Here is a 23,352-nt window from a genome sequence, read left to right as displayed (position 1 = left end):
GTATTGATCTGCCTTGTTGCTGCTAAGGCGCGGTTGCCTTTCTTCCTGCTCCCCGGGGCCGTTTCCGGCCCCGGGCTACTTCATCCGCCTGCCGTCTCTCTTCTGGCTCAGCGAATTGCGGCTCGACGGGCGATCGCGCAGCATCGATGCTGAAGCGCTGACCGTCGAAACTGATTGTGATATGCCTGATCTTCCTGGCGTCCGAGATCGCATCGAGGAAGAAGGTTGAAAGCACGGGCAGAAGATCGCGGGCGATCATCATCTCTATGGCGCGGGCGCCTATCTCGCTGCTCTTGGCACGCGAGATGAGGACGTCGCGCGCCTCCGGCGTCAGTGTCAACGTGGTCCCATAGGCCGTACTGACACGATCTTGAATGCGGCCGATCTGAATGTCGACAATGCCCGAAAGGGTTTCCCGCCCGAGCGGCATGAAGGGCAGGACAATAGCGCGCCCGACAAAAGCCGGCTTGAACTGCTTCTGCAGTTCCGGCATCAGCAAGGCTTCCAGCGCTTCGCCCTCCGGCATAGTGTCCGGATCAGCAGCCAACGCCGCGATCAGTTCGGAGCCGGTGTTGGCCGTCATGAAGATCGTTGTGTTCTTGAAATCGATGTCCCGGCCTTCTCCGTCGCGCAGCGATCCCTTGTCGAATACCTGATAGAAGATTTCCTGCACACCCGGATGCGCCTTGTCGACCTCGTCAAGCAACAGCACGCCATAGGGGCGGCGACGCACTGCTTCGGTCAGGACCCCTCCTTCACCGAAGCCGACGTAGCCGGGCGGCGAACCGAGCAGCATCGAGATCTTATGCTCCTCCTTGAACTCGGACATGTTGATCGTCGTCAGATGCTGGCTACCGCCATATAGCATGTCAGCCAGCGCCAGCGCCGTCTCGGTTTTGCCGGTACCGGACATGCCGACCAGCAGAAATACGGCGGGCGGGCGTCGAGGGTCAGATAGCCCGGCCCTGGCGGCTCGCATGGCTGACGCCATCCGCTCAAGCGCGGCATCCTGGCCGAGTACCCGCTCCTTTAGCCGCGCTTCAAGGCTCTTGACTGTATCAACCTGGTCCGACAACAACTTGCCGACGGGAATACCGGTCCAGCGGGCGACGATCGCCGCCACCACGTCCTTGTCGACCACCCGCGGAACCAGCGGAGTCTCGCCGGCAATGTCAGCCAGACTGCTGACTGTCGAGGCCAGTGCCGTCCGTGCGCTTTCAGCGGTCATAGGCTGCGGCGGAAAGGGAGCAACATTGGTATCACCGTCAGACGAGAGAGGCACCATCGATAGGGGGATGGCAGCTTCGTGAGGGGCAATGCTGTCCTCCAATCGGTCGGCTTCCCGGGCCAGTCGCATCTCTTCGTCGTATTTTGCGGTCAGCGACGCGGTTTCCTGCTCGACCTCATGGCGTTCGGTGTCGATCTCGGCCAAGCGCGCTGCCGTCTCTGCCGTCTCAGGCTCGTTCACCAACCAAATCGCTTCGGTCTCGAGCAAATCGCGCTCATTGATCAGCAACTTCAACGCTTCGGGCGTTGTCTGGCGAGCAAGCGCCACCGCGGCTGAAGCCGTATCGATCAGGCTGATTGCCTTGTCGGGAAGCTGTCGGGCAGGCAAGTAACGAGCGGAAAGACGTACGGCCGCAATGATCGCCTCGTCGCGGATACGGACCCGGTGATGCTGCTTCAGATTCTGCGCCACGCCGCGCAGCATGCGGATCGCAGTTTCTTCATCCGGCTCCTGGATATGAACGGTCTGGAACCGGCGGGTCAGCGCCGAGTCCTTCTCGATGTATCGCTTATACTCACTCCAAGTCGTGGCCGCGATTGTCCTGAGCTCGCCACGCGCTAGGGCCGGCTTCAAAATATTGGCCGCATCGCCCTGACCAGCCTGTCCCCCCGCTCCGATCAGGGCATGGGCCTCGTCGATGAACAGGATAATAGGGACAGGCGAGGCCTTCACTGCGTCCACGACCCCATGGAGGCGACGTTCAAATTCACCCTTAACACCCGCCCCCGCCTGGAGGAGGCTTAGATCCAGCAGCAGTAGCGTCACATCCTTCAGCCGCTCGGGAACGTTACCGGCCGCGATCTCCAGCGCGAAAGCCTCGGCCACCGCCGTCTTGCCCACGCCGGCCTCGCCAACCAAAATAGGATTGTTCTGTCGCCGGCGCGTCAGAATGTCGATGACCTGTCGCAGTTCCCGGTCGCGTCCGATAACCGGGTCCAACCGCCCGGAACGGGCATCCGCGGTCATGTCGCGCGTATAAAGCCCCAGGATATCGCTATTGTGAGACGACGGAGATGAAAGGGGCAACAGCTGCTCTGCTTTGGCATTGCGATCAGACGTGGCTTTTTCCAAGAGGTCGTCGAGAAGCGCCCGATCAAGCCCGCGTAGCGACGGGGCGATCCCTCTCGCCATGACACGCAATGACGGGTCATTGTTCAAAGCAGCCAGAAGATCGGCCAGGACCACGGTGTTCCGACCGAATTGCAGGGAGGCGACAAGCCAAGCCTCCCGCGCCAGGGACAGAAGATTTTGGGACAGCACCAGCGTCGAGCCATCTCCCGGAGAGATGTCGGAAATTGCCTCGTCAAGCTCGTTGCGAAGCGTTGCAGACGAGACGTCGAGTGTTTCGAAAATGGCGGAAAACTCTGCAACGTCTAATATCGAGCGGAGCCAATGGGCGATCTCGATAGCCGGGTGGCGATGACGGGACGCGAGCGAAGCCGCTGTCTCAAGACCGACACGCAGATCCGGCTCAAGTGTTCTCACCAGACGGTTGAGATCCATGTTCGACATCTTGCAATTCCTGCCTCTGCGTCAAAGCTCAGTCATGTTTAGAGATGCCTAGCAACAACTAGGGCGGCTACCGAACCTTGTCCAGATCAAAAAATGCTCTATTTCAAAAAAACAATCATTTCCCCAATTGCCTCAATTTAGTCATCTTTATGGCAACGCTAACTAAGTCTTTAGATGACAAAATGATGACAGACCACGAACTTATGCTCTGACTTTGGAGGATTTTAAGACGTGAATGTTTTAAAAATCGCAGATCCATTAGAAAAAGACGGTCCGTGCGGAAAAAACGTGCGCATCAGTACTGTGTCACGTGAACTATACTATAGAATTAAGGATGCCAGAAGCACTGCGCGGACCTCAGAACGCGGTATAGTCCCAGGTGAAACTATTGGGCTTTCACCTGCCTGGCATGATGTAAACAATCTAGGATTGCAGATCCTATCTTCGGAAAGCAAAGACATCGAAGTATTGGCCTGGCTCGCCGAGGCCCAGTTGCGGCTGCGCGGTTTTGAGGGTTTACGGGACGTATACGGTGCAATCGTGTCGCTTTTAGACAATTACTTTGATCTGCTTCACTCGATCGGCGACGACGATCTCGAGGAACGTTTCGCACCGCTGTCCGGTCTAAACGGCATCGGGGGCGAAGGCGCGATTATCCAAGCCATCCGTTTGACATCCTTGATCCCCGGCGGCAAATTTGCCCAGTTGTCCCTATGGGATTTCCAACTCGGCCAGCGTTCGAACGAGACGGAACGGCTGGAGGAATTGCAGCAGGCCGCCGCCGAGGCCGGTGTCGCGCATATGTCAGCGCAGCTGAACGTTCTCATGGAGTGTATTGCAGCGTTCGACCGGATGGTCACTATACTTGACGAACGTTGCGGCAATCAGGCTCCGCCGAGTTCCAATACACGCAATGTGTTGCAGGAGGCAGCTTCTGCAATCCGCTTTCTTTCCGGCATTTGCGACACGCTGACGATTGAAGCGCCTAGCCAAGCCAAGACCGACCTGCATCCGGCCAATTCCAACGAGACGGTTGAAGAGGCAGCGCACGCGCGGCCCATCACTGCGGACACCATCCGGTCTCGCGAAGAGGCTTTTGAACTTTTAGCCACTGTCGCGCGTTATTTCCGCCGTAACGAACCGCATTCACCGCTTGCATTGTCGATTGAAACGCTAGTTCGCCGGGGACGTATGGATTTTTCAGAGCTTCTTGCTGAGCTTTTGCCCGAACAGCACACACGACATGCTGTGCTGACGGCAGCTGGCATCCAGCCCTCGCCCGAAAACAGGGGAGGCTGAGGGCACCCAAGCATGCGGGCCGCGCCCGTCAGCATTCTGCAAACAGTCTGAATTCGTAATCTGCCGATGGCACGAAGGAGAATCCCGATGGCAAGTGTGCATGAAAAACTGGAAAGGGTTCGCAAACCGCGGGTCCACATCAAATACGAGGTTGAAACCGAAGGTGCGATGGTGGTGAAGGAACTGCCATTCGTCGTCGGTGTCCTTGGCGATTTCTCCGGAAATCCGACCCAACCCTTGAGGCCGTTCGGCGAACGCAAGTTCGTGCAGATCGATCGTGACAATTTCGACGACGTCATGCGCCGCATGACACCGGGTTTGACACTTTCCGTCGAAAACACCCTGCAGAATGACGGAACGAGCCTTCCTGTTTCATTGAAGTTCGAGAGCATGGCCGATTTCGAACCCGGCGCCGTCGTCAACCAGATCCCTGCACTGAAAGCCCTTCTCGATGCCCGCAACGAGTTGCGGGATCTGATGAGCAAGGCTGACCGTTCGGAGGAGCTGGAACGGCTGCTCGAAGCCATCCTCCAGAACAAGGCGGATCTTTCGGAGTTGGTTGCCCAGCTCGGCGGCATGAAGCCTGGAGACAAGACAGACATCGTCAATTGAGTGCCGGCGCGCGCAAACGAGCGCGCCCTGAATTCCTGCCCCATCTGTTTGAGCATCGGTTTCTGGGATGGACGCCATCCCCAAATCGCCCGCTCTATGAAAAGGATTGAGACATGAGCGCTGACACGCAATTGCAAACCAATGAACAGACTGAATTCGTTGCGGATCAGGATCTCCTGTCGCGGGTCGTCGCAGCGACCCGGCAGACGGAACCCAATCGCGCCCAGGATCTGCTGCGCACCCTCACGGATCAGGCCCTCAAGGGCACGGTAACCTATGATCGCAACCTCACGGTAACGCTGAACAACGCGATCGACGAACTCGACAAGACGATCTCCCACCAACTGGCGGCGATCATGCAGGCGCCGGAATTCGTCAAGCTGGAGGGCAGCTGGCGCGGGCTGAACTATCTCGTGAAAAACTCCGAAACCAGCATCAACCTGAAGATCCGGGTTTTGAACGCTTCCAAGCGCGAGATTGCTAAGGACCTTGCTAAAGCCGTGGAGTTTGACCAATCCCGGCTGTTTAAATCCGTCTATGAAGACGAATTCGGAACGCCCGGCGGCGAGCCCATGGGTGCAATGGTCGGAGACTACGAATTCGACAATTCCTTTGACGACGTCCAATTGCTTCAAGGGGTGTCAATGATCGCGGCCGCCGCTTTTGCGCCCTTCATTTCCGCTGCCAGCCCGCGCATGTTCGGCTTTGAAGACTTCCGCGAGCTCGCCAAGCCACGCGATCTCGAAAAGATCTTCGAGACGGTCGAATATGCCAAGTGGCGCGGTTTGCGCGACAGTGACGATTCCCGCTTCGTCACGCTCGCCATGCCTCGTGTGCTTGCCCGCATGCCCTACGGTCCGAAAACGAGCCCGATCGATGAATTCAATTATGACGAAACGGGCGGTTCCAATACCGGTGAATTGTCCCATGACAGCTACTGCTGGATGAATGCGGCATATGTGATGGGTACGAGGCTCACCGAAGCCTTCGCCAAGAGCGGCTGGTGCACGGCAATCCGCGGCGCGGAAAACGGCGGCAAGGTGGAGGGCCTGCCGATGCATATCTTCTCCAGTGACGATGGCGACCTCGACCTGAAATGCCCGACGGAAGTCGGCATTACCGACCGTCGTGATGCGGAACTCGGCAAGCTCGGATTCCTGCCGCTGTGCCACTACAAGAACACGGACTATGCGGTGTTCTTCGGTGCTCAGACGGCCCACAAGCCGAAACTCTACGATCGGCCGGAAGCGACCGCCAATGCCGCTGTCTCGGCCCGCCTACCCTACATGATGGCGACGTCCCGCTTTGCGCACTATCTCAAGGTGATGGGCCGTGACAAGATCGGTTCCTTCATGGAAGCGGAGGATTGCGAGGTCTGGCTCAACCGCTGGATCTCCAACTACGTCAACGCCAATGACAATGCCGGCGAGGAATCGCGAGCGAAATATCCCCTGCGCGATGCCAGGGTTACCGTACAGGAAATCCCGGGTAGGCCCGGGGCCTACAACGCGGTGGCATGGATGCGCCCCTGGCTGCAGATGGAGGAGTTGACGACTTCCCTGCGGATGGTCGCTCGGATCCCCTCCAAATCCTGATGCGACTTCACGCACGGCGGTCCCTCGCCGTGCGTGATTTCTTGCTTGTGTTTCTTGCAGTTCCGGACGGAATTCTCCTGAATTGCCATGGATCGGAGACCAGGACGACGATGTGTTCTTGCACAGAGTGGAGACGCCGGGCCGACCAGTTGATCGCGCTGATCGATGAGTCGCTCAATCGGCAAGTGAACGCCATCCTGCACCATCCCGATTTCCAGGCGATGGAAGCGCGCTGGCGCGGCGTCGCCATGCTGGTCCGCGAAGCAGGCCGTGGCGGCGATGTGAAGGTGAAGATCCTCAGTCTTGAATGGCAAGAGCTTGCCCGCAGTTTGGAGCGAGCCTCGGATTTCGACCAGAGCCATCTCTTCGAACTCATTTACAACCGCGAATTTGGTATGCCGGGCGGTGAGCCTTACGGGCTCCTCGTCGGTGACTATCATTTCTCTCCCGACGAACCACGTGGCGGCGATGCGGTTAGTACTTTAACCCAGCTCGGCATGGTGTCAGCCGCCGCCTTTTGCCCTTTCGTTGCCGGGGCTTCAGCCCTGGCCCTCGGGCTAGAAAATTTCCATGAACTTGGCCGCGTCAAGGATTTCTCCTGGCTGTCGGGGGACCCCAAGCGCATCAGGTGGAACAGCCTTCGGTCTCGAGAAGATTCGCGGTTTCTTGGCCTAGTCGCCCCTCGCATCCTCATGCGTGGGTCGTTTGAACCCTATGCGCGCCACCGCGATGACGGGTTCCCGTTTCGCGAAGAGATCGCTGCCGATGGCAGATCCCTGTTGTGGGGCAACGGCGCCTTTGCTTTCGCCACCATCGTCATTCGGAATTTTATCGAGTCAGGCTGGTTCGCCGATATCCGCGGCGCTACCCAGGACGAAGTGGATGGCGGCTTGCTCAGCCCGGTGCAGCTCCAGCCTTATGATTTCGGCACTGAAAGCCAAGGTCTATCCGCTCAAGCGCCGGTGGAAATTCGCCTGACCAGCATTCAGGAACAGCAGTTCTGCGATCTCGGCCTGATCCCGGTCGGTGCCACCTATCTGTCGGCCTTCGCGATCTTCAATTCGAACCAGTCGCTTCACGCACCGCCGCATTATTCAAACGAGCATGCCCGGCAGAATGCGCAGCTCGCCGCCATGCTCCAATATGTGCTCTGCGCCTCACGCTTCTCACATTATCTCAAGGTCATCATGCGCGACGAGATTGGCCAATTGTCCGATGCCATCTCCATCCAGCGGAAACTGGAGGACTGGCTGACCGGCTACACCCTGGGCAATGACGATGCCGATCTGTCGCTGCGGACCCGCTTTCCCTTACGGTCTGCCGGCATCACCGTCATGGAGGTTCCGGGCAAGCCCGGCACCTTCTCCTGTACCGTGCGCCTGCAGCCGCATTTTCAGCTTGATGACGTATCCACCAGCTTCCACCTCATCGCAGAGACCGCGACTACGGGTCAGATCAATCGCCCTGTCGCCATGCCCGAAAGGATGTCCGCATGACGCTTTCCGAAAGCATCGCCCGCCTGATTAGCGAAAACACGCTCGAAGAAGCGCTCGGTGAGGCCAAGGCCCATTTGAAATCCAACCCTGCCGATCAGGAAGCGCGACATCTCTATATCGACCTTCTGGTGCTTCAAGGCGATTACGAACGCGCCGACAACCAGTGTAGCGTCGCCGTTACGTTCGCGCCGGATGCGACCATGGGCTTTGCATTGCTGCGCAACGAACTCCGCGGCATGGCTGCCCGCGACGCCTGGTTTGCCAGCGGCGCGGTGCCGGAATTTCCACAAGGGCCAAGCGATCTCGACAAACTGGCCATCGAGCTTGGCATTGCCCATCGCATGGGTGATGCCGAGAATTCCAAGGCGACCTTGACCTCGCTCGATGAGCGCCGCTGCGAGTGCACGCTGATCTGGAACGGCAAACAGGTTGCCGATTTTCGCGATCTTGACGACCGGATCCCCCATGCGCTCGAGGTGATCATGACCGGCGGCGCCTATCTTTGGGTCGATTTCACCAAGATCGCCGCACTGACCCTCGAACCGATCGCCCGACCCCGCGACCTTGCCTTCCGCCGTGGCGAGCTGTCGCTGAACGACGGCGCCGTGGCACCAGTCCTGCTGCCGGCGATCTATCACGGTATGGCAGGGGAAATGGCTCTGCGGCTCGGCCGCGAAACCGATTGGATCAACGAGCCTACCGGCATCACGACGGGTCGTGGTCAGCGTTGTTTCCTCGCCGGCGATGAGCTTGTTTCGTTCCATGACACCAAAACAGTGGAAGCGATTCCTGCAGCCACCGTCCGGAAGCAGGTTGCCCATGGCTGATCCCCTCGACCGTTACCGTCCCCGAGACCGCGTTCTCTCCCGCTCGATTCTCGACAGGCTGATCGACGAGGCGCCGGATAGGATGATCGACCCGCCCGCGAGCGTGGCCGACCAGATCCGCGAAGTGCGCGAATCGATCCGTCGCGATCTGGAGGCGCTTTTGAACACACGTCGCAGCCCGAACGAACCTCCAATAGGGCTTTCCGAGCTGAAGGATGCCTTGGTGAGCTACGGTGTCGATGGCATGATTTCGGCCAATCTCGTCACCGATGAGGCGAAACTCAAGCTCGCGCGGATGATCGAACGGCGCATCTCGCTGTTCGAGACACGGCTCTCCGACGTGCGGGTGACCATCCTGAAAAGCCGAACCATGACGGAACGAGCGCTCCGTATGCGCATCCAGGCGACCTTCCGTCTGCATGAAGGCATGCCACCGATCAGTTTCGAATCAACCATCGACCCTTCGACGCAACGCTTCCTGGTGGAGGCGACCAATGGCTGAAGGCTTTCTCAACCGCTACAATGACGAGTTGCTGGCGCTGCGCCGCCGTGCCGCTCGCTTTGCGGATGCCTTCCCGAAGATTGCGGGTCGCCTGCGTATGACCGGCGAAGTCGCCGACGACCCCCATGTCGAGCGCCTGATCCAGAGCTTTGCCTATTCGGCAGCCCGTGTGCGCCAGAAACTTGACGACGAGTTTCCCGAGCTGACAGACGGCCTGCTGGAGACCCTCTATCCCCACTATCTGGCGCCCCTGCCCTCGATGAGCATCGTGCGTTTCCAGCCCAGCGAAACGCTGGACTCGATGCAAATCGTGCCGCGGCATACGGAAATCCTGGCCGAGCCGGTTGCCGGAGAGGTTTGCCGTTTCAGGACCACTCAGGATGTGGAGATCGCACCGATCAAAATTGCCGCAGCGAATTTGTCCGGGCAGCCGATTAACGCTCCGCTGTCGCCCTATGCCGGCGCCGCCGGCTGCCTTCGGCTGTCAATCTGCTCGATTGATCCCCGCAAACCGATGGGAGAATTCGGCGTCGGCCGGCTGCGCCTGCATATTTCGTCGCCATGGCAACAAGCTGTGGTGCTCTACGAACTCCTTGCCAACAATACGCTCGGCATAGCCCTTGCACGGCATGCCGACGACCCGGCACCGGTTTTCCTGCCGGCAAGGAACATCAAACCGGTCGGTTTTGAGCCGGAACAGGCCATGCTGCCCTATCCAGCTCCAAGCTTCATCGGCTATCGGCTGTTGACCGAATTCTTTGCCCTGCCGCAGAAGTTCCTGTTTCTTGACATTGAAGGCCTTGACGCCTGGAGCGGAGAGGCGATGGAGATTTTCGTCTACCTCAAGGAGACGGACGCAAAGCTTGAACGCGTGGTCACCGCCCGCGACTTCGCGCTCAACGCCACACCGGTGGTCAACCTGTTTCGCCAGACATGCGAACCGATATCCGTTGATGGGACCCGAACCGAATACCGCCTACTGCCGGACGCCAGGCGCCAGAAGACCCGCGAAATCTACTCGATCGACCGCGTGCTGCTGACCGGTGCACGCGGTCAGGAAGAATTCTGCCAACCCTTTTTTGGCCGCTCGCAGCGGGCCGGCAACAGCACAATATTCTGGCAAGCCTATCGCCGCTTCGACGAGGACGACGGCACCAGCGACATTGAGATCGCTTTTGTTGACCGTGATCGCCGCGTGACCGGGTCAATCGACTCGGTTGCCAGTATCGATACCCTCTGCATCAACCGCGACCTGCCGGAACAGCTGCCCTTCGGCGGTGGCCATCCCCATCTGCAACTGGCCTCCGGCCACGAGGCGATCGCCAGAGTCGAAGCGCTGCTACCCCCGACAGCTGCGGTTCGTATGAACGACCAGGAGGGTCGGAACTGGCGGCTGATGTCGCATCTGCTGCTCAATCACCTCTCGCTGTTCGACAATGGCGGGGCGGCACTCAAGGACATCCTGTCGCTTTATGCCTTCCGCGACAACCCGGAGACCAAGCAGCTGGTCGATGCACTGATCCGCATCCGTGCCGAAAATTCTACCGCACGGCTCGGCAGCGGCAGCGGCGGTATGGTGCCGGGCACGGACATAGAACTGGAATTCGATCCCGTCGGGATAGATCGGCCCTCGGCCTTCCTGTTCGGCGCAATGCTCGACCGCTTCTTCAGCCTTTACACGTCGATAAACAGCTTCACACGGCTCAGCGTCTCGATGAAGGGTCAGTCGAAGCCGATCGCAACATGGCCGGCCCGCGCCGCCGAACGCCCATTGCTGTAAAGGGAAGGATCGTCGCCGATGGATCTCATGTCCCAAAAGCCCAACGCTCTTGTCGACCTGCTCGAACGCGATCCCGGCCGCTTCGACCCGGTGACGGCATTTCGCGTGGCGCAGGCAGCGAGTGACGGAGATCTTGATGTCGCCTCCCATATGGGGGTTTCACCGGCCCCCCTTGCCGTCAGCGGATTCAGGATTAGAGGCGGGCGCGCATCTTTGCGCAGCGCACTGGCAGGGCTGATCGGCCCGCTCGGCTCTATGCCCTCTTCTTATAATGAACTGATCATGCGCGAGGAGCGCAACAGGTCGAAGGCGCTTGCGAGCTTCTTCGATCTGTTCAGTGCCCGCATGGCGGAACTCTTTGCCGATGCTTGCGAAAAATATCGAATTGCCCGGCGACTGCGCTGGGGGGGCGAGCTCAAGGACAATACCTTCATCACCACGTTAAAGGCCCTGACCGGGTTTGGCACCCGAAGACTGACGCAGCAGAGCGGCATCGACGAAGACGTCGTGCTGCGTTTTGCCGGTTTCTTCGCGGCGCGAAATCGCAATTCGGTAAACCTTCGCGCCATGTTGGTGGAATTCAGCGGCCTGCCGGTCGAGATAGAGTTGTTTCGTGGCCGCTGGCTCACCATCCCGGAGAAGGACCGCAGTTGCATGGCCCAGCCGCAGGGTGTGCAGCTGGGCGTTAATGCGACGGCGGGGGCCGCCATCCGGGACTTCAGCGGCGGCTTCCGCGTCATCGTCGGGCCGCTTGGTTATAGGGATTATCTTTCCCTTGCGCCTGGCGGCCGCAACATTACCGAACTCTTTGCGCTGACCCGGCTCTATGTCGGCGCCGCACTCGATTTCGATATCCAAATTGTCCTGAGGAAGGAAGACATTCCTTTCTGCCAGCTTGAAACGGGTGCCGGCGATCCGCCGCGGCTCGGGTGGAACAGCTGGGCACGCATGGTGCCGGCGTCTCGAGACAGCGACGATGCCGTGATTGCGCAACGCCTGCCGGCATCATCGAGAGGAGGCGAGCATGCGGCTTGAATTGAGACCAATCGACAGCGGCAAGACGGCACCGGTCCAAGGGGTCAAGTGGTATTTCGAACGCGGCCGTCGGACGCTAGGCCGGGCAGCGGATTGCGACTGGCAACTGCCGGAGGTGCAACGCTCCATCTCCAAACACCATTGCACCATCGAGCGCGACCGCGACGGTTTCGTGCTGCTCGACCAGAGCGCCAACGGTTGCAAGGTCGACGGCACTATCGTCCATGAAGGCGAAACGGCAAGGCTTTCCGACCAGTCGCGTCTCGAGGTCGGAGAACTTGCTTTCTCTGTCCACATCTCGGGCGAGACGCACCATGATGTCGATGACCCGGATGGCCGACTGACACTCAGCGACGAGAACCTGACGATTTCGGCTATTCTGGCCGATGTCTCGCGGGGCGGCCGTATGGCCACGGGCGTTCTCGGCGAGCGGGCGTCCGAGGACTGGCTGGAGCCGCCGGTGGGCCGGACGGCAGGATCCGCCCCCTCCCGCAATGTCGAAATTGGCTGGAGCGGCCCGCCGGAGCTCCAGACCGCCAGCAAGCTGCTGCCCGACGACTGGAATGCTGAGGACAATTCGGACTATGGCAGCTATCTCGAACATGGCTCGGCTACTCATGTTGCGGTTCCGATCGCGCGCGCGCGCACAGTCGAGGCCCTGGAGACTGTCAATGACAACGCACCGTCAGCAGGAACTGAGCCGGAAGAATACCTGCCGTTAACGATCGGGCGCTCCTTAGAGCTTAGCCAGCGCCTCGAGCCCCTGCTGGACAGGTTGGAGGAAGTAATCGACAGCACTTTCGGGATCTTCGACATGGAAGCGCCCCCGCCGAAGGCCAATCCGGAGAGCCATGATGGTAGCCGCGACAAGCCCCTTATCGCGCGGGTCGAAACTTTGCTGCAGCGTCAGAATGCCCTTAACGCTGCACTGGATAACCTGCTGCAGCATGCCAGCCATGCCATGGAACCGCGTATTCTCGAAGCGCGCGTCGATGCCGGCGGACGGCTGCTGAGCTTTGGTCGCAACAGGGACTATTGGCGGGCCTACCGAGCCCAGTTTGAACGAAACGGCGGCGCGCTGTCTGTCCGTGACGTTTTTCGCGAAGCGATGATGCGAGGGACCAACGGTACCACAGTGCCCATCGCCCACGCAGCACCGCAGGAAGGTCGAAATCATGAGGAATGAGAACCGGGTGGCCTGGAGCGAGGGCATGTTCCTTCGCGTGCAGCATTTCCAACAGGCGGACCGCTGGACGGAGCGTTTGGTGCGAACCACCACCCGCGGACTTACACCCTATCCGTGGGGAGTGGGCGAAATCGGGATCGATCGCAGCGCTCTTGCCATCGGCCAGTTTGCGCTTTCGAACCTGCGCGGCATCATGCCCGACGGCACGCCCTTCGAGGCGCCCATCGACGCCGACTTGCCGCCGGCCCTCGATCTCGACGAGAACATCAAGAATGCCGTGATCTATCTGGCCCTGCCCGCCCGCCAGCCTGGCAAGGCCGATGTCGCGCTAAACGGCGGCGCCAAATTCAACAGCGTGCGTCTGGTGGCCTCCAACTACGAGGCTCCCGACGCCAATGTCGAAACTGATTTCATGGCGCCGATCGATGTCAGCCGGCTCAGCCTGCGTTATCTAAAGACCGGCGACGAATTGGCCGGCTACGAGTTGATCGGACTCGCCCGCATCATCGAGGTCCGCTCCGATCGGGCCGTGATCCTCGATCCCGAATTCATTGCGCCCAGCCTCAATTGCGCAGCCGCCTCGCGGCTAACCGAGCTGATGACCGAACTGCTCGGCATCGTACGGCATCGCGCCGAGGCGATCGCCGAACGGATCGGTGATCCGACCATCCGCGGAACGGCCGAGGTCGGCGACTATTTCCTGCTGCAGATCTTGAACCGCGCCGATCCAATGCTGAAGCATATATCGGTCAATGCGTCCCGCATGCATCCGATCGAGTTCTACGAGACCTGCATTCAGCTTGCCGGCGAACTCGCCACCTTCACCACGGATCGCAAGCGGGCGACTGATTTTCCGCCTTATCGACATGAGGACCTGAAGGCCAGCTTTGCCGCCGTGTTTGACGATCTGCGCGCTTCGCTCTCAGCTGTTCTCGAACAGGCGGCTGTACCGATCGAGCTGGCGGAGCGCCGCCATGGCGTGCGCGTGGGCACAATCAACGACCGATCCCTGCTCATCGATGCGGGCTTCGTGCTGGCCGTCCGGGCGGAAATGCCGGCAGAAGACGTACGGCGCAAGCTGCCGGCCCAGATCAAGGTCGGTCCGGTGGAGCGCATTGCCGACCTCGTCAACGTGGCGCTGCCGGGCATTCCGGTCCATCCGCTGCCGGTGCTGCCACGCCAGCTGCCTTATCGCTCCGGCACAATCTATTTCGAACTCGACACGAAGAACCCGCTCTGGAAGCAACTTGAGACCTCAGGGGCTATCGCCCTGCATTTGGCAGGCGATTACCCGGGGCTCGAAATGGAATTGTGGGCCCTGAGAGAATGAAGAACGAATCGGCATCCTCCTGGCAAAACCTGCCTACCACCGTCGAACTCACCGAGGCCGGCGCGCAGAAGAAGCAGTCCGCTGCCAAGATGGCGGAAATGCTTGACGACGTTCTCGACATTCCCGACGGCGAAACCGCAGGCACGTCTGAGAAACCCCTCGCCACCGGTGGCTGGTCGGTTGAGACGTTGGTCAGGAATTTCCGTTTCGGCGGCGATGAAGTGCCGACACTGGTGCGCTCCGCAGCGCCTCTGCTGAACTTGGCTCATACACTGCGCCACACAGAGGAACAGCCCGATATTGACCAGTTGAGGCGGGTGGCCGTCGAAGCCGTTGGCCGATATGAACGCGATCTCGCCAGCGGCCGGATCAGCCCGGAGCGCGCCCGCGCCGCCCATTATGTGATCTGCGCGACCGTCGACGATGTCGTACTGAGCAAGCCATGGGGCGTGCGCGCCGGGTGGGCTAGATCCGGCCTGGTCTCGACCTTCCACATGGATGTCACAGGTGGCGACCGGGTGTTTGACCTGCTTGACCACTTCCACCAGAGCCCGGGCGCCAACAAGGACCTGCTGCTGCTGATCTATCTTTGCCTGTCGCTGGCCTTTGAGGGGCGTACGCGCGTATCGCCGCGCGGCAATCTGGAACTCGGTCGCATCCGCGACAGCCTCTACAAGACACTGCTTGGCCAATATGGCGTCTTCGAACGGGAGCTCTCCCCCCATTGGCGGGGCGTCTCGGCCCGCCACAAGCCGCTGCGCACCGCCGTGGCGCTCTGGACCCTGCTGTCAGTTCTCGCTCTGGTGTTCGCGCTCGGCTATCTGTTCTTCACACTGTCTCTCAACCGGGCATCCGACGGTACCTTCGAGCGGCTTGCCAATCTGGGTCCCCGCGAGACGCCGAGCGTGTTAATCAAGGCTCCCGAACCGCCGATGGAACCGGAACTGCCGGTCGTCGATGTCAAGCCCGAACCTCCGGCGCCCCCTCCGCCGAGACAGGAACCGCCACCGCCGAGCCGCCTTGACAACCTGCTCGCCTTCCTTCAGCCGGAAGTCGAAAAGAACCTCGTCAACCTGTCTGATTCGAACGGCCGACTGCTGGTCCGCATCAACAATTCCGGCCTGTTCGATGTCGGCAGCGCCGAGGTCAGCACGGATTTCCGTGACCTGATCCAGCGGATCGGCGGAGCCCTGGCGGAGGAGAAGTTCCGCGCCGTCGTCATCGGCTACACCGATAACGTTCCGATCCGCACCGTGCAATTTCCCTCCAACTGGCATCTCTCCGAAGCCCGAGCCAAAGCTGTCGGCGAGATCCTCGGCTCCTTCACCGGGCAGGCCGCGATCCTCACCGAGGGCCGCGCCGATAGCGATCCGATCGCCGACAATGCAACGCCCGAAGGCCGCGAGATGAACCGTCGCACGGAAATCCTGGTGCTGACCGATCCGGCCGAACGGTTGAACAACGCCGGATTGAAAAGCCCGCCCCTGCAGGCCGGACAACAACCCACGCCCGAAACCCAGACCACTGGAGGAGCTTCGCGATGAACCCGTTAAGCGCCTTTTATACGCTGCGTTCGTACGTCGAGGCCTATGCTGGGCTGCTGGGCCGGCGCTTTATATCGATTATGTGGGTGGCGGCGATCTGCGTCGTCATCTGGTTCTACGGCTATCTGGCGGCTTATGGATCTTTCAGGCCGCTGGAATCGACCAGTTCCCGGCTGATGCTGATCGGCGCCATCATTGCTGTCTGGTTCACTTATCTCGTCTACACCGTCATCCGCGACCGCCGCCGCGACAAGCAGTTGGTGGAGGGTATCGAGCAGAATGCCGAGGCGGAAATGCTCGCCACCCAGCGGGCCGAGGTCGGAGAGATCCACAACCGGTTGAAGGAAGCCCTGCAGATCCTGCGCCGCATCACCAAGAAGCGGTTCGGTTATATCTACGAACTCCCATGGTACGTCATCTTCGGCTCCCCCGGCTCAGGCAAGACGACGGCGCTTACCAATTCCGGCCTGAAATTCCCGCTCGGCGATGCCTTGGGCAGCAATTCGGTGCAGGGCATTGGCGGCACGCGCAACTGCAATTGGTGGTTCACCGACGAGGCGATCCTGATCGACACCGCCGGAAGATATACGACCCAAGACGACCTGAACGGCACGGCCAAGGCCGGCTGGGAAGGCTTCCTTGGCCTGCTGCGCAAATACCGCCGCGCCCAGCCGATCAATGGTGCGCTCGTCACCCTGTCGATCGGCGACCTGCTGACCCGCGACGCCGAGGCACAACGCGAGGAAATCCGCGCCATTCGCCAGCGGCTGTCCGAACTGGACGAACACCTTCAGGCTCGCGTGCCGGTCTATCTGGTTCTGACCAAGACCGACCTGCTGACCGGTTTCGTCGAATTCTTCGACGGGTTCAACAAAACCGATCGCGAGCAGGTCTGGGGCACCACCTTTGGGCTTGAGGAAAGCTACGACGCCGCCAAGCTGCCGGAACGCTTCACGGAAGAATTCGGCTTGCTGCAGCAACGGGTGGGCGCAATGCTCATCGAGCGATTGCAGCAGGAGCCCGATCCAGAGCTGCGGGGCAGGATCTTCCGGTTTCCGGCTGAACTCAGTGCACTCGGTGAGCGACTGAACGATGTCGTCAACGAGCTTTGCTCGGGCTCAAAGCTCGTTGAGCCGCCTTTGTTGCGCGGCATTTATTTCGCTTCCGGCACCCAGGTGGAAAGCGAAAACCCCGAGAGGACATCCGCGTCCCGTGTGCGGCGCAGTTACTTCCTGTCCCGCCTGTTCAAGGACGTCATCTTCGACGAGGCTTCGCTCGTGTCGCGCGACAAGCGCCTCTCCGGTCGTCAGCTTTTCCTGCGCCGCACCGCCTATGCCGGCGCCATGGTGGTGCTGGCAGTCGTGCTCACCAGCTGGACACTTGCCTATTTCGACAACACGTCGGCGCTCGCCAGAGCCGAACGGCGCATCGATGCCTATGAACAGTTGGTGCGTGGGGTACCGGTGCGTGATGTCAACGATACCGACTTCCTGCGTATTCTTCCCGCCCTTGATAATCTGGCGGCGGTCAACACCGAATTTTCGAACAAGCGCGTTTGGCCAGTCAGTTTCGGTCTAGATCAGGGAAGCAAGGTCGCGGGCCGCCAACGGGAGGCCTATCAACGCGCGCTGAACACGCTTTTTCTGCCACGCATGCTGGTGCAGCTGCAGAAGGATATGACCGACGGAACCGACCTGGCCAAGACATTCAACGCCTTGAAGCTCTATGGCATGCTCGGCGGACTGGGGCCGATCAACCCCGACTTCGTGTCTCTGGAAGCCGAAGACATGTTCACTGCGCTTTACCCGGACGAAGGGAGCGCGGCGGCCCGCGCCGCATTGGTTGACCATGCCGAAGCGATGACCGCAGGTGTTCTGCCCCCCATCGAGCTCGATGCGAACCTGATCGCCGAAGCACGCGAGACCATTGCCTCCCAGGGCATTGCCGGCCGGGCTTATGACATCCTGGCCGATTATCGCGCGGTGCGCTCGTTGCCAGCTTGGAGCGCAGCCGGCGCCCTTGGTCCGCTTGGTGAACAGGCTTTCGAGAGGGTCTCTAAAAAGCCGCTCGGCGACAGTCTTCCGGGCTTTTTCTCCAGCACGGGTTATCGCACGGTGGTACTGCCGAAAATTTCCGAGGCAACCCGTGAAGCCTTGAATGAACAATGGGTACGAGGTGTAGAGAATCCGGCCGGCGCAACGCTTGAAGCTACGGAAAGAGCCGCTTTGCAACTCTATTTCAACAATTTCGAGCAGCAGTGGACCGCCAACCTGCAGGATATCAGGGTGAAGCCGTCCCAGACAGTAGCCGATGCGGCAGAGACGACCCGCATCCTTGCCAGTGAACCGAGCCCAATTGGAGCTATCGCCCAATCCATCGTCGCGACTGCCGATCTGCGAGCTCAAACCGCCGAGGTTGCTTCTGTCGGTGGCAGTGCGGAAGCCGCGGCCTCGGCATTGGAATCTGCCGCAAATGCGCCGGATCTCTTTGGCAACCTTAGGAAAGCTCTGGATCGACCAGCAAACCAGACCCAGGCGGCGGTTCCGGGTCAGGACCCGCCCAAATCGCAGATCGAGCAGCTGGCACCTTTGCTGCAAAACCTGCACGAGCAACTGTCGCGCGCTGCCACCTCGACAGCCGAAGTTGCGAAGGTGTTTGATGTCGACAGCCGGCTGACCGACGCCAACCAGACCCTGCTACAGCAGGCACGTCAGCTGCCGCCGCCGCTCGATACCTGGCTCGCCAGCACCGCCGCCGATGTCGGGGCATTGGCGGTGAAGTCCGCCCGTAGTCGCATCAGTAATGCCTGGGACGCAGATGGCGCGGACTTTTGTTCCAATGTGGTCAACGGCCGATACCCCTTCGACCGGCAATCGCCTCGCGACGTTGCCATGAGCGACTTCGTCCGGCTGTTCGGGCCGCAGGGTTTGTTCAAAACTTTCTTCAATGAGAAGCTTGCAGCTTTTGTCGATACAGTGTCCTCGCCATGGGGCTGGAAAGGCACATTCGGTGCCGACAGCATTCCAAGCGAAGCGATTGCCCAGTTTGAGAATGCCGACAAGATCAACCGCGCCTTCTTTCCCGCCGGCAGCGAAAGTCCGTCGATCGCCATTAACGTTAAGCCCGTCTCGCTGACCGACAGTTCAAGTGCGGTCATGCTGGAAATTGAAGGGGTGAGGCTGGTGTATTTTCACGGCCGCATACAGGCAAAGTCTATCGCCTGGCCCACCACAGAAGCCAGCAAGGCGTCGTCCATCGCCTTCCAGCCCGGCGGGCTGCAACAGGCAATGACGGAGAATGGCGACTGGTCGCCTTTCCGCCTGTTCGACGGTGCCGACATCGATATCAAAGGGGACGATCTATTCCGGGCAAAATTCCAGCAAAACGGCCAGACAGCAGAATTCGACGTACAGTTCGGCTCCGTGCTCAATCCGTTCAGGCTGGAGGCGCTCGACGCCTTCTCCTGCCCGACCCAGTTTTGAGCAGACGGCCATGAGCGAGCGCGCGCCCCTTGAACAGAATACTCCGGATGCCGATCGGATCGGCTTTTTCGGGAAGCTGCCGAGCCATGGCGATTTCGTCGCAACCGGTCTCAGCCGCCATGTCCAGGCCGCCATCGATTCTTGGCTGCAAGCCGGCCTGCAACTCATGCAGGAACCGGGCACCAATTGGGAAAAGCGGTTCCGGGCGATGCCGGCCTGGCGTTTCGTGATTGACCGGGGCTTATGGGCCCCAGCCGTGATCGCCGGCGTGATCGTGGCGAGCCGCGACCGTGTCGAACGGAGCTTTCCGTTGGTCATCGCGGCGCAGATCCATGATTTTTCCGGCGACATCCGGCGCCTTTGCCGAGACGATACGTGGTTCGTCGCCATCGAAGGGATCGCCGAAACATCCGGCCTGAGTTCATTCGACGTCGGCACCTTCACCGCCAGCCTGAAACGGCTAAGGAGCCTGCGACCGGCGGATATGGACGTCCACTTAAGCTATAACTCCGCCAAACCGGGCACACGTTGGTGGCGGATCGACCCGCAAGACCGCATGGTCAGAGAGTTCCAAACCGCCGGCCCCCCTGAGCCCAAGGATTTCTTGAGGCTTGTTGGGCCGGAGACCTCTTCCCCGTCGGTGGCGCCAGCCGTCCGCCCTGTGACCTCGAAAGGGGCTACGCCGGTGCTACGATCTGTCGTGCATCCTGAGCCGGTGGTTCGGCAGGAACGCTTAACTTTGGGTCAGCCGCCGCGATGGACGCTGCGCCACAGCGTAACCAGTCACCCCGGAACGCGCCTATTGCTGAACGGGGATGCCTTGACTGCCCAGGAAAACCCGACCCTGTTTGCCATTGCAGACGGCGTGGGCGATAACAGCGCAGCGGTCGAGGCTGGTCGGGTCGTTGCAACCGTGCTCGGAGAAACCACGGCCCAAGAGTCGATCGAAGCGCTCGCACAAACCATCAAAGGCAAGTTTGGCCGAGCCCATGGCCTGCTGCAATCAGCCTACTATTCATCCGATCCCGATGTTCCCCGTGCCGCAGCGGTCGCTCTTGCAAGTGTTGACCAGCACTTCGCCGTCCTTTGGGCCGGTGACGCCCGTTGCTATATCGTGCGGGACGGCTTGATGCGTTGCCTGACCCGAGATCATGTGAAAATCGGACTGCGGCGCCGATTGTCGCGCGGCATCGGGCTGCAAGGCCAGCTCATGCCTGAAATGCTTGTGGACCGGCTCCAGAAAGGCGATCGGTTCCTGTTGTGCAGCAATCCTCTCACCAGGGTATTGCCGGAACGCGGTATTGCCGAAATCCTGTTATCGACCGACCTCGACCACGCCGCTGCCATTCTGTGCCAGGAGGCGCTGATCGCCAATTGCCGAGAAAACCTCAGTGCCATGGTAATCGACGTGATGACCGTCAATGTCGGATGACGTGGAAAGCGGACTGGACGAAATTTCCGAGAGATTTTCCGCGCTTTGGAAGGCCCTCCTTCATGATGGCTCGCACCTGCGACAGATCGAGACCAGGGCAATTCTGCTGGACCGAGTCCGCGACGCGCTCGACCGTGGCGAAAGTCGGCTGACGACGCGATCCACCGAAATTATCGCAAATACCTTCACGCTTGAAGAACTCGTCCATGACGGCGCCGTGACGCAAGTGTTTCGCGCCCGTCATCGGGATCTCGGCACGCAGCATGCGATCAAGGTGCTGCGTGCCGATCAGGCTCATGATCCCATTGCGCGACGGCTTCTTCTGCGGGAGGCGGAGGTCGGGGTATTGCTGCGGCATCCGCAGATTCTGGCGACCCAGACGCTTCTGCGGCTTGCCGACGGACGACCGGCCCTTGTGCTGGAATGGTTCGGCTGCACTCTTTCAGATTGTGTTGCTCAAAGGCAGTTATCGGTTGGCGACATTACCGGCATCATGATCTCGGTGCTCTCCGGACTGGCGGCGATCCACGAGCGACACCTGGTCCACTGCGATCTGTCACCATCCAATCTACTATGCGACGGCAGTGATTTCCTCAGCTTGAAAATTGCTGATTTCGGCATTGCCATGGAAGCTGGACGGCGGCATGGCGAGCTCGATCTTGCCTTCGCCGGCCAGCCGGCATTTGCGGCCCCGGAACAGATCGCGGGTCGGCCGGTGGATGGTCGTACAGACCTGCATGCCGCCGGACGGCTTCTGCTGCTGTTGCTGAACCACTGCGACGGCCCCGTCGGCGCGGCGCCGCGGCTTAGCGCATTCGGCCATGAACTTTCGGCCCGAAATCCGGACGAGCGTCCCAAGAATGCAAAAGCCGCGTTGCTTGCGCTCCGCGGCCTTCCGCTGGAAAGCAAACCCGCCTAGTTCGTGCCCGGCAGGGGGGCAGCAGCGGTCGGGGCGCTTTTCTGGTAGATCGTGAAGAGCTTGGCGAAATCCACCGTGCTGGCATTGGTGGCATAGAGGATATCGCCATCCATGATCTTGAACTGCTGCATCAAAGCCAGATTGGTGACATCCTTCATGTCGACCCGATAGATAGCCGGCTTGCTCGACACATAGGTCGTACCAGGATTTTTCGCAGCATTGGCGCTGTCGACGGCACTGGGGATCGTCTGGTTGCGCACCACGTAAAAGTTGCGCGCATCAGCCCGATCGTCAAGCAGACCGCCGGCGCGGCTGAATGCTTGCATCAGGGTCAGCTGACCCGGTTCGAACTCGAATTCGCCGACGCTTTTGAACGCACCGAAAGCCGTGAAGGTCGGGGAATCCTTGCCGATATAGAGCTGGTCGTCGGGCAGGAGATAAACATTCTGGCTGCTGTCGTTCAGCACCCGCTCGATCGGTGCGGTAGCGCGCTTGCTGCCGCGGATCAAGGTGACGGTTGCAGCGCCGGGCGCTGCGGAGGCACCACCTGCAAGCGCGATCGCGTCGAGTACCTTCTCCTTGCGCGCCGACAAGGGGAAACGACCCGCTGACCGCACGTCGCCATTCACAGTGAAACCGCTCGAGGGCCGGTCGACAACGGTGACGACCGCCTGGGGATTGACTGCCGAACCTTTGAGGCCGTTGACGATGGTGCCCTGCAGCGCCTCCGGCGACGAATCCACCACGCGCTGTTTACCGACGAAGGGCAGCGTGACGCTGCCCGACGAATCGACGGTGAAACGGCCCAGATTGAGCGTCCTGCTGTCGGTCGACGAAAACAACCCGTCTTCGCCAGTGTCGAGAATAGTAACCTCGATCACGTCGCCGCGCCGCATTCGCACATCCGAATAGCCCGACGACCTCATTACGGCCAGACCACGATCCGTCGCCGAATAAGAAAGTGGGGTGACTGTTACGGGTGTCATCGGCGCATCCGCGAGCCGGACCACCGGGATACGCTCCTTGGTACGGGGATCGGTCGCGCTATAAAAGCCGCCCGCCGTTGGCCCATCCGACGGACTGCTACATCCGCTGAGGAATGCAAGAAAAATGAAGGGCGCAAGCTTTCGCATCACGTATCCTTTGGCAAGATTCTGTTCATGGCCAAGGTACCCACGTTGGGAGACTGGGCAATAACAAAGGCCCAGAAAAATCCACCTGCGACAACTTCAAGGCGGCAACTGTGGCTTATCGGCAACCTAAGCACCGAAGAGACATTTCCATCGACGAAAGATCTGGCTCTGGAAATCTGAACAGCGGTCCCCAGGCCCGAAACGCAAAAACCGCCCCCATCAGATGGGAGCGGAGATACTTTTATGCGTGAACTGGTTGCGGGGGCAGGATTTGAACCTGCGGCCTTCAGGTTATGAGCCTGACGAGCTACCGGGCTGCTCCACCCCGCGTTAACTGTTATGGGCTTCGTTGTTTTAGCAACGCAAAAGGACCGCTTTAG

General features: G+C 60.2%; 16 protein-coding genes and 1 tRNA gene. 14 read left to right on the top strand and 3 right to left on the bottom strand.

Annotation, left to right across the window (positions count from 1 at the left end):
* Positions 1 to 22 precede the first annotated feature (22 nt).
* Positions 23 to 2,800 carry a type VI secretion system ATPase TssH gene (gene tssH, locus HFC70_RS13600; RefSeq protein WP_168473809.1) on the bottom strand — a complete coding sequence of 926 codons (2,778 nt, stop codon included), beginning with the start codon at positions 2,798 to 2,800 and terminating at the stop codon, positions 23 to 25.
* A gap of 231 nt (positions 2,801 to 3,031) precedes the next feature.
* On the opposite strand from tssH, the gene tssA reads away from it, so the two are divergent.
* The 14 genes from tssA to HFC70_RS13530 all read left to right on the top strand — a co-directional run bounded on the left by tssA (position 3,032) and on the right by HFC70_RS13530 (position 21,839).
* The gene (tssA, locus tag HFC70_RS13595) at positions 3,032 to 4,099 is read left to right on the top strand and encodes a type VI secretion system protein TssA (RefSeq protein ID WP_168473808.1); all 1,068 of its coding nucleotides are present in this window, start codon (positions 3,032 to 3,034) and stop codon (positions 4,097 to 4,099) included.
* Positions 4,100 to 4,186: 87 nt separating this feature from the next.
* A complete protein-coding gene (tssB, locus tag HFC70_RS13590) occupies positions 4,187 to 4,711 on the top strand; it encodes a type VI secretion system contractile sheath small subunit (RefSeq protein WP_168473807.1) in 525 nt (174 codons plus the stop codon).
* A 113-nt stretch (positions 4,712 to 4,824) separates the two neighbouring features.
* Positions 4,825 to 6,306: a type VI secretion system contractile sheath large subunit gene (gene tssC / locus HFC70_RS13585; RefSeq protein ID WP_168473806.1), complete on the top strand. Its 1,482-nt coding sequence runs from the start codon at positions 4,825 to 4,827 to the stop codon at positions 6,304 to 6,306.
* Positions 6,307 to 6,416: 110 nt separating this feature from the next.
* Positions 6,417 to 7,802 carry a type VI secretion system contractile sheath large subunit gene (gene tssC / locus HFC70_RS13580; protein WP_168474016.1) on the top strand — a complete coding sequence of 462 codons (1,386 nt, stop codon included), beginning with the start codon at positions 6,417 to 6,419 and terminating at the stop codon, positions 7,800 to 7,802.
* Positions 7,799 to 8,629, top strand: a complete 831-nt coding sequence (locus tag HFC70_RS13575; RefSeq protein WP_168473805.1) for a type VI secretion system accessory protein TagJ — start codon at positions 7,799 to 7,801, stop codon at positions 8,627 to 8,629. The genes tssC (HFC70_RS13580) and HFC70_RS13575 overlap by 4 nt, the downstream gene beginning before the upstream one ends.
* Positions 8,622 to 9,131 (top strand): type VI secretion system baseplate subunit TssE, encoded by a 510-nt coding sequence (gene tssE, locus HFC70_RS13570; protein ID WP_168473804.1) that lies wholly within the window; start codon positions 8,622 to 8,624, stop codon positions 9,129 to 9,131. The genes HFC70_RS13575 and tssE overlap by 8 nt, the downstream gene beginning before the upstream one ends.
* Positions 9,124 to 10,911 (top strand): type VI secretion system baseplate subunit TssF, encoded by a 1,788-nt coding sequence (gene tssF, locus HFC70_RS13565; protein WP_168473803.1) that lies wholly within the window; start codon positions 9,124 to 9,126, stop codon positions 10,909 to 10,911. Before tssE ends, tssF begins: the two co-directional genes overlap by 8 nt.
* A gap of 18 nt (positions 10,912 to 10,929) precedes the next feature.
* Positions 10,930 to 11,946: a type VI secretion system baseplate subunit TssG gene (gene tssG, locus HFC70_RS13560; RefSeq protein WP_168473802.1), complete on the top strand. Its 1,017-nt coding sequence runs from the start codon at positions 10,930 to 10,932 to the stop codon at positions 11,944 to 11,946.
* Positions 11,936 to 13,132 carry an FHA domain-containing protein gene (locus HFC70_RS13555; protein ID WP_168473801.1) on the top strand — a complete coding sequence of 399 codons (1,197 nt, stop codon included), beginning with the start codon at positions 11,936 to 11,938 and terminating at the stop codon, positions 13,130 to 13,132. The genes tssG and HFC70_RS13555 overlap by 11 nt, the downstream gene beginning before the upstream one ends.
* Positions 13,122 to 14,462 carry a type VI secretion system baseplate subunit TssK gene (tssK, locus tag HFC70_RS13550; protein WP_168473800.1) on the top strand — a complete coding sequence of 447 codons (1,341 nt, stop codon included), beginning with the start codon at positions 13,122 to 13,124 and terminating at the stop codon, positions 14,460 to 14,462. The genes HFC70_RS13555 and tssK overlap by 11 nt, the downstream gene beginning before the upstream one ends.
* Positions 14,459 to 16,006, top strand: a complete 1,548-nt coding sequence (gene tssL, locus HFC70_RS13545) for a type VI secretion system protein TssL, long form (protein WP_168473799.1) — start codon at positions 14,459 to 14,461, stop codon at positions 16,004 to 16,006. The genes tssK and tssL overlap by 4 nt, the downstream gene beginning before the upstream one ends.
* Entirely contained in the window at positions 16,003 to 19,488 is a 3,486-nt protein-coding gene (tssM, locus tag HFC70_RS13540; RefSeq protein WP_168473798.1) for a type VI secretion system membrane subunit TssM, read from the top strand. Before tssL ends, tssM begins: the two co-directional genes overlap by 4 nt.
* 10 nt (positions 19,489 to 19,498) lie before the next feature.
* Entirely contained in the window at positions 19,499 to 20,920 is a 1,422-nt protein-coding gene (tagF, locus tag HFC70_RS13535; protein WP_168473797.1) for a type VI secretion system-associated protein TagF, read from the top strand.
* A gap of 1 nt (position 20,921) precedes the next feature.
* Complete coding sequence (locus HFC70_RS13530) at positions 20,922 to 21,839, top strand: serine/threonine-protein kinase (protein ID WP_368669647.1); 918 nt, start codon at positions 20,922 to 20,924, stop codon at positions 21,837 to 21,839.
* Here the strand turns inward: HFC70_RS13530 and HFC70_RS13525 are convergent.
* Positions 21,836 to 22,972, bottom strand: a complete 1,137-nt coding sequence (locus HFC70_RS13525) for a polysaccharide biosynthesis/export family protein (protein ID WP_168473795.1) — start codon at positions 22,970 to 22,972, stop codon at positions 21,836 to 21,838. The genes HFC70_RS13530 and HFC70_RS13525 overlap by 4 nt on opposite strands.
* A gap of 253 nt (positions 22,973 to 23,225) precedes the next feature.
* Positions 23,226 to 23,302, bottom strand: a tRNA-Met gene (locus HFC70_RS13520).
* Positions 23,303 to 23,352: the final 50 nt, after the last annotated feature.

Source organism: Agrobacterium sp. a22-2 (assembly GCF_012276985.1).
GTDB lineage: Bacteria > Pseudomonadota > Alphaproteobacteria > Rhizobiales > Rhizobiaceae > Allorhizobium.
This window is presented reverse-complemented; position numbering and strand designations above follow the sequence as displayed.

What these genes read in the sequence shown, in the direction of transcription:
- tssK (WP_168473800.1), top strand. Translation starts at nt 13,122, where the DNA reads ATGAGGAATGAGAACCGGGTGGCCTGGAGCGAGGGCATGTTCCTTCGC.
- tssM (WP_168473798.1), top strand. Translation starts at nt 16,003, where the DNA reads ATGAACCCGTTAAGCGCCTTTTATACGCTGCGTTCGTACGTCGAGGCC.
- tssG (WP_168473802.1), top strand. Translation starts at nt 10,930, where the DNA reads ATGGATCTCATGTCCCAAAAGCCCAACGCTCTTGTCGACCTGCTCGAA.
- tssF (WP_168473803.1), top strand. Translation starts at nt 9,124, where the DNA reads ATGGCTGAAGGCTTTCTCAACCGCTACAATGACGAGTTGCTGGCGCTG.
- tssE (WP_168473804.1), top strand. Translation starts at nt 8,622, where the DNA reads ATGGCTGATCCCCTCGACCGTTACCGTCCCCGAGACCGCGTTCTCTCC.
- tssC (WP_168473806.1), top strand. Translation starts at nt 4,825, where the DNA reads ATGAGCGCTGACACGCAATTGCAAACCAATGAACAGACTGAATTCGTT.
- HFC70_RS13555 (WP_168473801.1), top strand. Translation starts at nt 11,936, where the DNA reads ATGCGGCTTGAATTGAGACCAATCGACAGCGGCAAGACGGCACCGGTC.
- HFC70_RS13525 (WP_168473795.1), bottom strand. Translation starts at nt 22,972, where the DNA reads ATGCGAAAGCTTGCGCCCTTCATTTTTCTTGCATTCCTCAGCGGATGT.
- HFC70_RS13575 (WP_168473805.1), top strand. Translation starts at nt 7,799, where the DNA reads ATGACGCTTTCCGAAAGCATCGCCCGCCTGATTAGCGAAAACACGCTC.
- tssB (WP_168473807.1), top strand. Translation starts at nt 4,187, where the DNA reads ATGGCAAGTGTGCATGAAAAACTGGAAAGGGTTCGCAAACCGCGGGTC.
- tssC (WP_168474016.1), top strand. Translation starts at nt 6,417, where the DNA reads ATGTGTTCTTGCACAGAGTGGAGACGCCGGGCCGACCAGTTGATCGCG.
- tssL (WP_168473799.1), top strand. Translation starts at nt 14,459, where the DNA reads ATGAAGAACGAATCGGCATCCTCCTGGCAAAACCTGCCTACCACCGTC.
- tagF (WP_168473797.1), top strand. Translation starts at nt 19,499, where the DNA reads ATGAGCGAGCGCGCGCCCCTTGAACAGAATACTCCGGATGCCGATCGG.
- tssH (WP_168473809.1), bottom strand. Translation starts at nt 2,800, where the DNA reads ATGTCGAACATGGATCTCAACCGTCTGGTGAGAACACTTGAGCCGGAT.